Annotated in this window: 13 protein-coding genes; 6 read left to right on the top strand and 7 right to left on the bottom strand. The window is 65.0% G+C overall.

The window, feature by feature from the left end; translation table 11 throughout:
- The first annotated feature begins 160 nt into the window (after positions 1–160).
- The 6 genes from ACQY8M_RS30730 to ACQY8M_RS30755 all read left to right on the top strand — a co-directional run bounded on the left by ACQY8M_RS30730 (position 161) and on the right by ACQY8M_RS30755 (position 6,068).
- Complete coding sequence (locus ACQY8M_RS30730) at positions 161–1,378, top strand: iron-containing alcohol dehydrogenase (protein WP_428664143.1); 1,218 nt, start codon at positions 161–163, stop codon at positions 1,376–1,378.
- A gap of 95 nt (positions 1,379–1,473) precedes the next feature.
- Positions 1,474–2,616, top strand: coding sequence for a CaiB/BaiF CoA transferase family protein (locus ACQY8M_RS30735; protein WP_428664146.1), 1,143 nt, complete (start codon positions 1,474–1,476; stop codon positions 2,614–2,616).
- A gap of 126 nt (positions 2,617–2,742) precedes the next feature.
- Positions 2,743–3,948 (top strand): CaiB/BaiF CoA transferase family protein, encoded by a 1,206-nt coding sequence (locus ACQY8M_RS30740; RefSeq protein WP_428664149.1) that lies wholly within the window; start codon positions 2,743–2,745, stop codon positions 3,946–3,948.
- Positions 3,949–3,980: 32 nt separating this feature from the next.
- Positions 3,981–4,784 carry an enoyl-CoA hydratase-related protein gene (locus ACQY8M_RS30745; protein WP_428664152.1) on the top strand — a complete coding sequence of 268 codons (804 nt, stop codon included), beginning with the start codon at positions 3,981–3,983 and terminating at the stop codon, positions 4,782–4,784.
- Between the two features lie 68 nt (positions 4,785–4,852).
- The gene (locus tag ACQY8M_RS30750; protein ID WP_428664155.1) at positions 4,853–5,587 is read left to right on the top strand and encodes a spermidine synthase; all 735 of its coding nucleotides are present in this window, start codon (positions 4,853–4,855) and stop codon (positions 5,585–5,587) included.
- Between the two features lie 109 nt (positions 5,588–5,696).
- Positions 5,697–6,068 (top strand): DUF983 domain-containing protein, encoded by a 372-nt coding sequence (locus tag ACQY8M_RS30755; protein WP_428664158.1) that lies wholly within the window; start codon positions 5,697–5,699, stop codon positions 6,066–6,068.
- A gap of 80 nt (positions 6,069–6,148) precedes the next feature.
- On the opposite strand, the gene ACQY8M_RS30760 is transcribed toward ACQY8M_RS30755, so the two are convergent.
- From ACQY8M_RS30760 to ACQY8M_RS30790, 7 genes are all read right to left on the bottom strand, one after another.
- Complete coding sequence (locus ACQY8M_RS30760) at positions 6,149–7,078, bottom strand: PRC-barrel domain-containing protein (RefSeq protein ID WP_428664161.1); 930 nt, start codon at positions 7,076–7,078, stop codon at positions 6,149–6,151.
- A gap of 150 nt (positions 7,079–7,228) precedes the next feature.
- The gene (locus ACQY8M_RS30765) at positions 7,229–7,807 is read right to left on the bottom strand and encodes a hypothetical protein (RefSeq protein ID WP_428664164.1); all 579 of its coding nucleotides are present in this window, start codon (positions 7,805–7,807) and stop codon (positions 7,229–7,231) included.
- Between the two features lie 99 nt (positions 7,808–7,906).
- Positions 7,907–8,188: a hypothetical protein gene (locus tag ACQY8M_RS30770; RefSeq protein WP_428664167.1), complete on the bottom strand. Its 282-nt coding sequence runs from the start codon at positions 8,186–8,188 to the stop codon at positions 7,907–7,909.
- A 556-nt stretch (positions 8,189–8,744) separates the two neighbouring features.
- Positions 8,745–10,367, bottom strand: a complete 1,623-nt coding sequence (locus ACQY8M_RS30775; protein ID WP_428664169.1) for a glycosyl hydrolase family 28 protein — start codon at positions 10,365–10,367, stop codon at positions 8,745–8,747.
- A 349-nt stretch (positions 10,368–10,716) separates the two neighbouring features.
- Positions 10,717–11,289, bottom strand: coding sequence for an HdeD family acid-resistance protein (locus ACQY8M_RS30780; RefSeq protein ID WP_428664172.1), 573 nt, complete (start codon positions 11,287–11,289; stop codon positions 10,717–10,719).
- A 133-nt stretch (positions 11,290–11,422) separates the two neighbouring features.
- Positions 11,423–11,626, bottom strand: coding sequence for a hypothetical protein (locus ACQY8M_RS30785; RefSeq protein ID WP_428664175.1), 204 nt, complete (start codon positions 11,624–11,626; stop codon positions 11,423–11,425).
- A gap of 63 nt (positions 11,627–11,689) precedes the next feature.
- Positions 11,690–13,183 carry an arylsulfatase gene (locus ACQY8M_RS30790; RefSeq protein WP_428664177.1) on the bottom strand — a complete coding sequence of 498 codons (1,494 nt, stop codon included), beginning with the start codon at positions 13,181–13,183 and terminating at the stop codon, positions 11,690–11,692.
- Positions 13,184–13,237 lie beyond the last annotated feature (54 nt).

A 13,237-nucleotide genomic window follows, 5' to 3' on the forward strand; every position in this document is an offset into this window, starting at 1 on the left:
TATCTGCAATGTTCTTCCCATTTGAAAACATCTTGTGCGAGGCCGGGTGGCTTGTATACGCATATATGCCAATGCATTCCGAGTCATGGAATACGGCATTGACAAGCGCTGGACCTGCACGGCTGGCGCCGCTCAAATCGTGCCGACAGGGGGAAATCGGATGAGTGCGAACGGATTCAGGGCGGCGGGCTTTTCTTGGCGTCTCTATTGCGGGCGCCAGGTGCTGGAGCAAAGCCTCAAGGAGGCCGTGATCCGGGCCGGCGCGAAGCGCGCCTTCGTCATCTGCTCGCCCTCCATCGCCGGGAAGACCGACAGCGTCCGCCGCATCGCGGCAACCCTCGGCGATCTCTACGCCGGCGTCTTCGATGCGGTCGAGAACGACGCGACCTACGTCTCGGTGAAGGCGGCCAAGGACGCTGCCGTCGCGGCCGACGCCGATCTGCTGATCGCGGTCGGCGGCGGCACCGTGATCATGGCCGCACGCGGCGTCGCGATCTTCATGGGCGAGGCCGGCGATCCGTTCCAGATCATGACGCAGTATCCGGAAGGACGGCCCGCCTACAGCCCGCGCCTGGCGGCGCCCAAGCCGCCGATCATCAACGTGCCGACGACGCCGAACAGCGCAATGAACCGGGCCGGAACCGCACTGAAGAATCCCGACCTCGACCATCGCATGGAGTATTTCGATCCCAAGACGCGGCCGCATTCGATCTTTCTCGACGAGGAGGCGCTGCTTGCCACGCCGCCGCACCTGATCCGCTCGACGGCGGCGACAGTGTTCGCCGGCTGTGTCGCGGGCAAGGGCCAGCTCGACTCCAACCCGCTGGTCGAGGGCGACGACGACCAGGCGTTCCGGCTCGCCTATCGGGCCTGCAAGCGGCTGCCGGACGAGCCGGCCAATCCGTCGCTGCTCATCGACATCAGCGTCGCCGCCTTCCTGCGCAACCGCGCCGAGGACGACGGCATGAGCCGACTGCTGCGCGGCCGAACCTTCTCAGGCAGCTACGCGGTTTCGACGGCACTGCACATCCGCTATCCGAGGATCGGTCAGGGCGAATCCACCTCGGTGATCCATTCCACGCGGATCAGGACGTCCGACACGGTCGATGCGCAGGCAGCGCAACGGGTAGCCGAGGCGCTCGAGGTCTGGCGCGACGGCATGGACGGCCGCGCGGCCGCGCTTGCCGTGGCCGACCGGCTCGACGATCTCTACGCGCGGCTGGGCATGCCGACACGCGTCCGCCAGCTCGACATCCCGCGCGAGGACTTCCCGAAGATCGCCGCCGACACGGTGAAGAACTTTAACGCGAACGCCGGCGCCCGCTCACCGGAAGCCCAAGTCGCCGACGCACTCCAACTCCTCGAAGCCGCCTACTGAGCTGGGAGCGCGGCTCTCCAGAGCCGCTCATGGGATAGGGCAAGCAAAAGGAAGAGCGGTTCTGGAGAGCCGCGCTCCCGGCAAAGGAGGCACACGTGGGACCGTTGGCGGGTATCAGGATCGTCGAGCTGGGCGGGATCGGGCCCGGGCCATTCGCATCCATGCTCTTCGCCGAGATGGGAGCCGATGTGGTGCGCATCGGCCGTCCGGGCGCGGAGGGCATCAAGGGCTTCGACAAGCGCTATCAGCTCCTCAATCGCGGCCGCCGCACCATTGCCATGGACCTCAAGAACCCGCGCGCACTCGAGACGGTCAAGCGGATGATCGCCCAGGCGGATGCGGTGACGGAAGGTTTCCGGCCCGGCGTCGCCGAACGGCTGGGTCTCGGTCCCGATGATTGCCTGAAGCTCAATCCGAAGATCGTCTACGGCCGCATCACAGGCTGGGGACAGGAGGGTCCGCTCGCCGCCGAGCCGGGCCACGACATCAATTACATCGCCCTGACCGGCGCGCTGCATGCCATCGGCTCGAAGGACGGTCCGCCGGTTCCGCCGCTCAACCTCGTCGGCGATTTCGGCGGCGGCGCGATGTATCTGGCCTTCGGCATCGTCTGTGCCCTCCTCGAAGCGCGCTCGTCCGGCAAGGGCCAGGTCGTCGATGCCGCGATGGTCGATGGCGCGTCGAGCCTGATGACCATGATGTACGGCATGCACGCCGCCGGCCTATGGACCGACGATCGCGGCTCCAACCGGCTCGACTCCGGCACGCCGTGGTACGATGTCTACGAGACCTCGGACGGCAAATGGATATCGATCGGCTGCAACGAGCCGCAGTTCTACGAGGCGCTGCTCAACCGTCTCGGCGTCGACCGCACCACTCTGCCGGCCGACCGGCACGACCGGAAGGGCTGGCCGGCCATCCGCGCGTGCTTCACGCGGAAATTCCGGGAGAAAACGCGGGATCAATGGTGCGAAACGATGGCGGGATGCGAGGTCTGCTTCGCCCCGGTCCTCTCGATGGCCGAGGCGCCGCAGCACCCGCATATGAAGGCCCGCGGCACGTTCGTCGAGCTCGACGGCGTCGTGCAGCCGGCGCCCGCGCCGCGCTTCAGCCGCACCAAGCCTGAAATCCGCCATTCGGCCGGATCGGCTGGACAGCAGTCGGACGACGTGCTCGGCGACTGGGGCTTCGGCGCCGCCGAGATCTCGCAACTGCGCGCCTGCGGCGCGGTCGGCTGATCGCTGTGGAAACCTGGATTGTCATCGTCTTCCGGACCGCGAGCGTCTTGCTCGCTCATGCGCATGAGCGAGCGAGACGCTCGCGGTCCGGAAGAGCATGAGCACTTGTTCAAGGAGCGTAGCGTAATGAACGGACCTCTCGCCGGCCTTCGGATCCTCGACCTCACGACCGTGCAGATGGGGCCGTGGTGCACGCGCATCGTCGCAGACCTCGGCGCGGACGTGATCAAGGTGGAGGCGCCGGAGGGCGATTCCAGCCGCTACGGTGCCAACGCGCGCAACCGCGGCATGAGCGGCGGCTTCCAGCACAATGCGAGCGGCAAGCGATCGATCGTGCTCGACCTGAAGAAGCCGGAGGCACGGGACGCGATCCTGCGGTTGGCCGCCCGCGCGGATGCCTTCGTCTCCAACATCCGCCCCGCCCCCCTCGAACGGCTCGGCCTCGGCTATGAAGCCGTGCGCAAGGCCAATCCTGCGATCGTCTATCTCGGCATGGTCGGCTACGGCAGTGGCGGCCGTTATGCCGGGCGGCCGGCCTATGACGACCTGATCCAGGCTGCGTCGGCGATCCCCATGCTGCTGCAGCGCTCGACGGGCGAGCCGCGCTTCATCCCGATGGCGGCGATCGACCGCATCGTCGGCACGGCGGCGGCCAATGCTCTGCTCGCCGGCCTGCTGGCCAAGGCGCGCACCGGCGTCGGCCAGAAGATCGAGGTGCCGATGTTCGAGACGATGGTGCAGTTTGTGATGTGCGAGCACATGCAGGGCGCGACTTTCGACCCGCCGACGAGCCCACCGGGGTACGCGCGCACCCTGTCGCGCTCGCGCCGGCCCTATGCCACGCAGGACGGCTATCTGGCCGTGCTGCCGTACAACGACGGCCAATGGCGGCGGTTCTTCGAGGCGGTCGGCAAGGGCCACATCTTCAAGGAGGATCCGCGCTTCGCAGACATCGCTGCACGGACCACCAACATCGACGCCCTGTACGACATGATCGCCGACGAGCTTAAGACGCGGCCGACCGCGGAGTGGCAGACGATCCTGCACGAGGCCGATATCCCCAACATGGTGCCGCATACGCTGGAGACCTTGCTCGAAGACCCGCATCTGCAGGACCGCGGCTTCTTCCAGTTCCGTGAGCATCCGTCGGAGGGCCGCATCCGGACCATGCGCGAGCCCAGCACCTGGTCGGAAACGCCCCCGCCGTCCGATCAATTCGCCCCGCGGCTGGGCCAGCACACCGGAGAGGTGCTCGCCGAGGCGGGCTACAGCGAGGCCGAGATAGATGACATGATCGACAAGCAGATTGCCTTCCCGGAGCGTCGGGGCTGACCGGCAGAACCAAATATGGACGAGAGGAAACGATGAGCGACAACAACGATCTCCTGGTCCGGCGCGAGGACGGCGTCCTGGTGCTGACCTTCAACCGGCCAGAACAGCGCAACGCGCTGACCCAGGAGATGCAGGCGCGGATGGGCGAGGAGCTCGCCGCCGCCGAGCTCGACCGCGAGGTCGGCTGCGTGCTGCTGACCGGCGCCGGTGGCGCCTTCTGCGCCGGCGGCGACGTGAAGAACATGGCCCGCCTCTCCTCAGGCGCGCCGGTCGACCAGCTGCGGCGCATGGAGACGCAGCGCCAGTCGCAGCGGCGCACCTCGCTGCGCCTTTTCGAGATGGCCAAGCCGACGATCGCCGCCCTGCCCGGCGCCGCGGCCGGCGCAGGCCTCTCGCTCGCGCTGTCGTGCGACATGCGCATCGCGGCCGAAACGGCGATCATGAGCACGGCCTTCGTGAAGATCGGCCTGTCCGGCGATTACGGCGGCACCTGGCTGCTGACCCAGCTGGTCGGTCCCGCCAAGGCGCGCGAGCTCTACCTGCTGGGCGACCGCGTCGACATGAAGGAAGCGTTCCGTCTCGGCCTGGTCAACTGGGTCGTGCCGGCCGCCGAGCTCGAGGCCAAGGCACTCGAGATCGCCAAGCGCCTCGCCGCCGGTCCGCGGCTCGCGCACCGCTTCATCAAGGACAACCTCAACCGCGCGATGACCGGCAGCTTCGCCGAGTGCCTCGACACAGAGAGCGCCAACCTGATGCAGCTGCGCGACACCGAGGACCACAAGGAAGCCGCCCGCGCCTTCGCCGAGAAGCGCGCCCCGAAGTTCACGGGACGCTGATCCGCGCTACCGGCGGGCGCGCCGAATCGGTCAGGCTTCCTGCGAAGCAAAGCTCCCGAGAGAGTCACATGATCTCCATTGCAAGGCTCGACAGTGAATTCGGGGAAATCGAAGTTCTGGAGTATCGCGCCAGGAAGTTGTTCTTCTACGTACAGGGTGGATGCTTCCAAACGGAGGCGGATCGCAATGGCATCGGCTTGTCACCCTATGTCCACGCGATCTTCGGATTGCTGAAGCAATCGAAAGCGCAGGATGTCCTGATGATCGGGTGCGGCGGCGGCTGCCTGGGAACGATGCTCGCCAAGGCGGGCGTGCAGGTCACGGTCGTTGACAAGAACCCGGTCGCGTTCGAAATCGCACGCGGCTATTTCTGCCTTCCGGCGGCCGTGCGTTGTCACGTTGCAGACGGCAGGGAATTCCTCCTGGGAACGCATCACCAATACGACGCGATCGTATTGGATGCCTATGATGGGGACAAAATACCGGCCCATCTGCAAACATCGAAATTCTTCGACCTGGTCCGGTCGCACCTCGATGAACCTGGCGGTTGCTTCGTTTCGAATGTCCATGCCCTGCATGATCTGGACAGGGCACCGGATCGATATGCCGCCACCGCCCACAGAACTTGGCGCGACGTTCGCCTGCTCGACACGCGGGGTGTCATGGGCCGCAATGCACTCGTCGTTGCCGGAAATGTCCGCAATCTGCAGCAACCCTCTCTTCACATGCCGCCGTTGCTGGATCGCCAGGAGATCATCTCGGCGTTGGCCAACATGAGATTCAGACCCTGGCAATGCCGGTGACGATGTCTCGCCGGAACCAACCGACGGCTCGTCGGAGGAGCGATCGAGCGCGCCGGCCACTGATAGTCACCCCAGATGGTAAAGGGAAGCGCGTCGCTCCAGTAGCACGATGACGGCACCCCGACGCAGGCTGGGCATTGTCATGCGGCGTGCGTTGATCGGGCGGTGCCCAAACTGCGGGCAAGGAAAGCTGTTCGCATCCTATTTGAAGCAAGTCGATCACTGCGCTGCCTGCGGCGAACGGTACGGGCATATCCGCTCGGACGACGCTGCGCCGTGGCTCACCATCCTTGTCGTCGGGCATATCGCCGTTCCAATCATCTTCACTGCCGAAAGGCTCACGTCCTGGCCGATCTGGGTGGCGATCACGGTATGGCCGGCACTTGCATTGGCTCTGGGCCTCGTCGTGCTGCCGCGTGCCAAAGCAGTCCTCCTGAGTGTGATCTGGGCGACCCAGGCGCCGGGATCCGAGAGGCAATGAAACACTCTTCGCCGTGCAACGAGAAAGGCCCCTCCATCGAGTGAAGGGGCCTCGCGTCTCGATCGGATGGACGGCGGCGCCTACTTGGGCGCAGCCGCCTGGTCCGGAGTAGTCGGAACACGGCGCTCGGCAGTATAGTCCGGCAGCGCCTTCAGCTCGTCCTTGCTGAGATTTGTCATCAGCACCAGCGACTTGCCGTCGCGGCTCTGCTTGAGGTCGCTCCACTTGATGGCGACGTCCTTGGCGCCAATGCCGAGGAAACCGCCGACCGAGACGACCACCGTCTTGATCGCGCCCTGGCCATCGATATAGAGGTCCTGCACCGCACCGACGGTGTCCTTGTTATCGTTGCGGACCTTGGTGCCAATCACCGCGTTGGCCGACATGTCGCCCGCGGCATTGAAGTCACCGGTCGATTCGGTCGATGCCGTCGCAGCCGGAGGCGTTGTCGTCGCGGCCGGGGAAGTGGCCGTCGTCGCCTTGCTGTCCGCCATCGTCCGATCGCGATTGACCGACGCGCCCGTATCGGCGGTGGCGCGGGCATCCCGCGCGGCACGCTGGTCCTCGGTCCAGAGACCGCGGTCGCTGAACACGTTGCCACGCCAAGACGTATCCTTATAGGTGTACGGCGCCATCGCCTTGAGCTGGTCCTTGCTCATGTTGACCGTGACCTTCTCGCCATTGTCGGCGATCTGCAGCTCCTTCCAGGCCAACTGGACCTCGCGCTCGCCAACGCCGAGGAAGCCGCCGACGCCGACCATCACGCTGTCGACCGTACCGTCGGACGAGATATAAACCGACTTGATCTCGCCGATCGTGTCGCCATCGGCATTCTTCACGTTGCGGCCGATCAGCTTCTTGGCATCGGCCGCGTGCGAGCCCGGCATCGGCTTGGTGGTCGAGGTCGCGGCCGGCGGGGTGGCCGGCGAAGCGGACGGCGGCGTCTGGGCATGGGCCGCGGCGGCAAGGCCGGTGATCACTGCTGCAAGCAGGGCATGTCTGAAGATCATGGTTCCTCCGGATGATTGATGCCCGGGTAACGAACCGGTGAGGCGCGAAGTTGCCTCAGGAGTGCCCCGGAAACCCCGCAAACCGCTCGGCCTAACCGCCACGAATGGAGGATCAGCCGGCGGCGCGTGCCCGACGCAGCCGCGAGGCGACTATTGCAGCCTGCAACGGCTCATCCAGGGCGTAGGGCTCCTGTCCTCGGCCCGAATACCCCCGACCACGGTTTCCACTCTGGTGCCGGTATCCTTGTTGGAGACGGTCCGAATTCGGCCATCTGCCGACTTGGCGAGGACGTTTTGCCGGCTTGCCCGACCTTGGCGATTGTTGCCGAGCTGGACGAAGTGCACCACGTAGCGAAGCTCCCCGGCCGGCGTCGTCTCCACATCGGAAACCTCGCTCGTATCCTTCAAGTCGCGTCCGAAGTCGCGCCTGAGAAGGATCTTCCCCTGCTCGATGCTGAATCTGTAGCGCGGATTGGCCGCGCTAACCGGCGCTTCGCAATCGTTCTGCCAGACTCCCGGCAAGCCCCACGCCGTGGCGATCTGGATGGACGAGTCCCGAAATGTCCAGAACCAGGCAATGATCGCGAGCGCAATAAGCGTGGCAGGAATGGCGAGCCAGGCCGGGCTGAGGCGCCTGTGACTTCCCGTCAGGGTCGCTCGCGGCCCGTCAGATCCGACAGACGTCATCACGATCGAAGCGGCAGCGACCGCACTTGCAAGAATCCGCATTTCAGTCCCAGGTAGCCGTTCGTTCTTCCCAAGGACGCCCGATTCTTGGCGAAGGATGCCACGGCCGCAAGGCCAAATGCCCCACGTCTCCGGGGAGCGTCAGAGCGCGCCGAACCGCGGGATCTTGCCGAGCCCGTCCCTCAAGGGACGGTCGGCTTCGTCTTCCGGTTCCGCGGTCGAGTCGAAGCGACGCCATGCCTCTGCGGCCCATGCTTCGATGGCCTCCTGCAGGATCGCCAGGCTGGCCATCTCGTCGATGTTTCCAAAGGCCGACTTGTCGAACACCCATGTGAGGATGGTGGCCTCGGAGTCTCGATCATGGTGACTGGTCAGGGTCCGGTACCGCGCACCGAGCCGCTCGCCGGTGGACTTGCCGATCACCTTTGCCGCGATCGCCAGCTGAGTCTTGCCGTCCAGGGGTCCGAGCTCCACTCCGTCGATAATGACCGTCGGTCCGAGAATCTGCCTGACGAGGAATCCGCCGTGCGGCGTGAGCGTAGTATCTGACATCGATCCATGATGCGGCCACCGCGGCCTCCGCTCAAGGCTGGAGCGGCCTGCTCGGCCATGGTGAGGGTGACCGGAACGACGGAGCTGAAGCCGTGTCGCACGGCAATGGCGGCGATCTCCGCTTCGTTCACGAGCTTCCGCCACCTCAGGTTGGGACGCAGGACATGGGGCCGGCGAGACCATGCCGACCGGCGCAATCGTCTGGCGATGCGGTCGGCGTTGACGATTCCTCCGAGCGAGACCCGATCGCCAGGACCGCCGGACGCCCTCGCACCGACACGCCGCAGCAAGCGCGTCAACATGGCAGGCAGAACGGCGCGGGAGATGGGACACTCTTTCCCGCTCACAATCCCCGCTCCGCTGTTCGGCTTCACCTCGCGACGCGTCCCCCCGCCGATCGTTTGCGTCGCCTTCGTGCGCCGGCGATTCAGCGATCCACAGCGCCCCGAATCGTCACGCCATGCCGCGCATGGCCATCCGGGTCGAGCATCAGGCCATCACTCGTGATGCGCCTGCAGAAGGAATCGATATGGATGCCTGAATCGTTCCGCGCGCCATCGGCCCGGATCACTCGCACATTGCGCAGCTCGACATCGGCGCAGGTCGAGAACGTGACGGCGCGGCCCGACGCATCGGCCGAGTGCAGGTCCTCGACCAGGCAGTGCTTCAGGCCCCTGAAGACAATTGCCGCGCTCTCGATGCCTCGGAACGTGCAGCGATTGTCGGGCCACATAGGTTTGCCGTCGCCGTCGAGCCGGTCGGGATCAATGCCTTGCGGCACCGACCCGTGTATTGCGAGCGGGCTGTCGATCTCGATATCGACGAACGTGCTGTCGTACAGGCCGGCGAGCGTCGTGTGCGGACTGGTGAAGCCCGTGCAGACGATGTCCTTGAAATGAAACCCGCCGAACAGCGGGAGCGGTGGCCCGCCGTTCTGCGGGACGCCGGTGGCCCAGCAGTCGAATGGCGCCGATCCGCCGCGTAGCGCGACATTGGCAATCGTGACGTCATGGTCCCACCACTTGCGCGGCGTGGCAAAATTGCACTCCTTCGCGACGAGGCTGATCGCCTGCACGGCGCCGCGGATCTCGCCGTCGCGGATCACGACGTTGCGGCTGGCCAGGAAGTTCAGGTTCAGCGTCGGATAGTCGAGCGTCCGCTGCGTGCCCGGCTCGAAGCGCAGGCCGCGAAAGCGGTCGGCAATGACGAAGCCCGCCACGGTCAAGTCACGCACACCGAGCGGCACGATCGAGCCGCTCGGCAGGTCGCGCACCGGCCCCCTGCCCTCGATCGCGATGCCGGTGACGACCGAGCCCTCGCCATGGAACGGCAGGTCGATGTCGGCGCGCTCGAGGTCGCTCTCGTAGCTCGCCATCGAGATCGCATCGTCGCCGACCTCGATGCCGTGGAATCCGTCGATCCGCGCGTTGCGGAAATAGAGGTGATAGAGGCCGTCTGCCCAGGTGCGGCGGACCGTGACTTTGGCGATGCGGATGCCGTCGACGCCGACGATGCCGACGCCGACCGACGGGCTGTCCTCGACCGTGACGTTCTCCAGCCGCACGTCGCGCACCGCCCCCGCCTCGATCTGCGGCCACGCCTCTGTGCCGTCGGGATTGCCGCGATACCAGCCGTACGGCCGGGCGCCGCCATCGCCGGTGCCCACATTCGCCCCGAGGAAATAGATCGGTGCCCAGCCCTGGCGCGCGACGGAGAGCGTGGCGTAGCGCACCTGCACGCCGATCAGCGCGATGTTGGCCGCCGGCCCCTCGACGAATATGCCGTGCGACACGGCGAGCCCGTCCGCCATGTTGTCCATCACCAGCCAGGCACGCTCACCCATGCGGATCGTGACGTCGCCCTGGCGGACGAGGTGCAGGCCGTGAACGCCGGTCGAGCGCACGTGGTAGCGCCGATCGGCCGGAAACCACAGCTCCCCGCCGCCCGCCGCCACCAGCGCGTCATAGGCCGCAGTGATTGCAGGATAATCGTCGGCGACCCCGTCACCCAGCGCGCCGTACTGCACGACATCGAAGACCTGATAGGACATGCCCGTATACCCGCCGTTGCGATAGCGCTCGTGGAAGGGAGCCTACACGGGTAACGGTCTGGCGGATGGTTGGGTGCGAAGCAAAAACCATCGTATTTGAGAAGTCCTCACCCGGAAACGGGGGCTGCTTCCAAATGCGATGGCCTCACTCGTTTTAGAGAGGAAGGAGCATAGGCCGCTCGAGGAGATTCGACGAGAGCGGCTCCATCGGGGGCGCCCGCGATTACAAGCAGGGAGGAACCGACGCGGCTCCGTGGACGCCGGTGCAACTTTTGTCCTGACGCTCTTGGGAAGTCCGTCTATCGGGCAAGAAAAAAGCAACAGATCGACGATCTACCGGCATGGAGCCCTACTCCGCCGCTCCGCTGGATGCACGTGCGATGGCGACATAGGCCCAGCCGGTGAACAGGAGCGAGACACCGGCGATCGTTGCCGGCGTGAAGGAATGGCCATAGGGAAGCTTAATCAATAGCGCCCCAGCGACGATGAGCGCGATGCCGCCCGAAACCAGGAACCAGTACCACGCCGGGATGCGCCTGACCTTGAACGCGAAGACGATCTGCGACACGCCGAGAATCGCGAAGATGACGGCGATGAGAATCGTGATGGCAACGACGGCAAAAAGCGAGTCGATATAGATCAGCGCGCCGCCGATCGCAGCGAAAAGGCCAAGCAGCAGGTGCGATGCGAAGCCGAGCCAGTTCGGGACCTTGGATGCCTGGATGACCTGAACCAGGCCGCCGAGACAGAGAACGGTGCCGAGGATTCGTTCCGCCGCGATCGTCGAAAGGGAAGGAAGGACGATCGCGATGGCCCCGGCCAGCATCAAGACCAGGCCGAGGAGAACGAACCAGCCCCGGTTCGATCGAATTGCTGCAACCGGATTCGGACCTTCACTTCTGTATTCTTCGTCCGTGCTCATGACCTACTCCTCTTGCGTGCATGCCATACTTGGCAGGATTTCGAGCCTCGACGTCACTGCGCGCCCTGTGGCGTCGGGCATGTGGGAGCGCCGTTGGTCTCCAGGATACGAGCTATTCCCGTCCTGCGCGAAATTACCTGGGTAGAGCGGGCTGTCGGCGAAGGAACGGTTGCCCGGCATGCGAGCCCCAGGCGCGCACCGCGAGCAGGGTCACGCCCGCGACCACGAACACGAACACGAGAAGGGTGCGCTTGAGGTATTTGATCAGCAGGGCCTGCATGATCTCAAGGGCGCGAGCGTGAAAGGGAGAGCCCCATGCCGGGAGACTCCAGTGCATGGGGTCCGTGATGCGGGGAGCCGGGCCCAAGCGGGCCCGGTTCGATCGATTGGTGCCGCCGACTCAGTGATTCGCGCTGCCGCTTGCATCCTCGAGCTGCCGCATCACTGAATCGAGGTTGAAGGAGGCCGGCTTCTGGCGTGGTGGGAACAGCGTGAAATTCTTGATCTGCTGCGCCACCACGTCCTGCATCATGTAGACGATGTAGGCATGCGAGATGATCCAGTCCCAATAGGTGTTCGAGTTCTCGTCGGCCCGCTCGAACGGATCGCGCCGGAGGTGGAACATCTTCGGCGCCCGCAGGCGGATGAACGGCTCGAACCAGCACTGCAGGGTGCGAGCGCGCTGCTCCATCAGCACAACCTTCCAGTCGCCCATCCTGATCGCCAGGATGTCGCCGTCGTCGCTGATATAGAAGAAGGACTCCCGGGGGCTCTCTTTCGTCTCGCCTTTGAGATACGGCAGCATGTCGTAGCCGTCGATCATGACCTTGTAGGTCCGGTCGCCGATCTTGTGACCCTTCAGCAGCTTGTCCTTGATATCCGGCTCGCCGGCCGCTGCCAGGAATGTCGCCAGCCAGTCCTGGTGACTGACAATGCCGTTCACGACGGAACCTGCCTTGAACTTGCCCGGCCAGCGGACGAATGCCGGAACGCGCCATCCGCCTTCCCAGTTGGTGTTCTTTTCCGACCGGAACGGCGTGATGCCCGCATCCGGCCAGCTGTTGAAGTGAACGCCGTTGTCGGTCGAGTAAAGCACGATCGTATCGTCGGCGATGCCCAATTCGTCGAGCTTGTCGAGCATCAGGCCGATGTTTTCGTCGTGTGCGACCATGGCGTCGTTGTAGTCACCCTGCCCGCTCTTGCCCTTGTGCTTGGGCGCGAGGTGGGTGCGGAAATGCATCGCCGTCGTATTGTACCAGACGAAGAACGGCTTTTCCGCCTTGTGCGCGTCGTCGATGAAGCGCAGCGCGCGCTCCGTGACTTCGTCGTCAACCGTCTCCATCCGCTTCCTCGTGAGCGGGCCGGTGTCGACGACCGTCTGCCCGCCCTTGCCATCCGCCAGGCAATGCAGCACGCCGCGAGGTCCAAAGCGCTTCTTGAACTCCGGGTCCTTCGGATAGTCGGGATCTTCGGGCTCCTCCTCGGCATTGAGGTGATAGAGGTTGCCGAAGAATTCGTCGAAGCCGTGCAGGGTCGGCAGGAATTCGTCCCGGTCGCCGAAATGGTTCTTGCCGAACTGGCCGGTCGCATAGCCGTGCGGCTTGAGCAGGCCGGCGATCGTCGGATCCTCCGGCTTGAGTCCGTTCGGCGCGCCGGGCATGCCGACCTTGGTCAGGCCGGTACGGATCGGATTCTGGCCGGTGATGAAGGCCGCACGGCCCGCCGTACAACTCTGCTGCCCGTAGTAGTCGGTGAAGGCCACGCCTTCGTTCGCGACCCGATCGATGTTGGGCGTGCGGTACCCCATCTGTCCGCGATTGTTGTAGCTGATGTTCCACCAGCCAATGTCGTCTCCCCACAGGACGAGGATGTTTGGTTTCTTTGGCTTTGCCATTCTGCTCTCCTTCAAATGCCCCTCCGATTTGACGTCGGTATCGGAGTCGACCGT

This window comes from Reyranella sp. (genome assembly GCF_965279465.1).
GTDB lineage: Bacteria > Pseudomonadota > Alphaproteobacteria > Reyranellales > Reyranellaceae > Reyranella.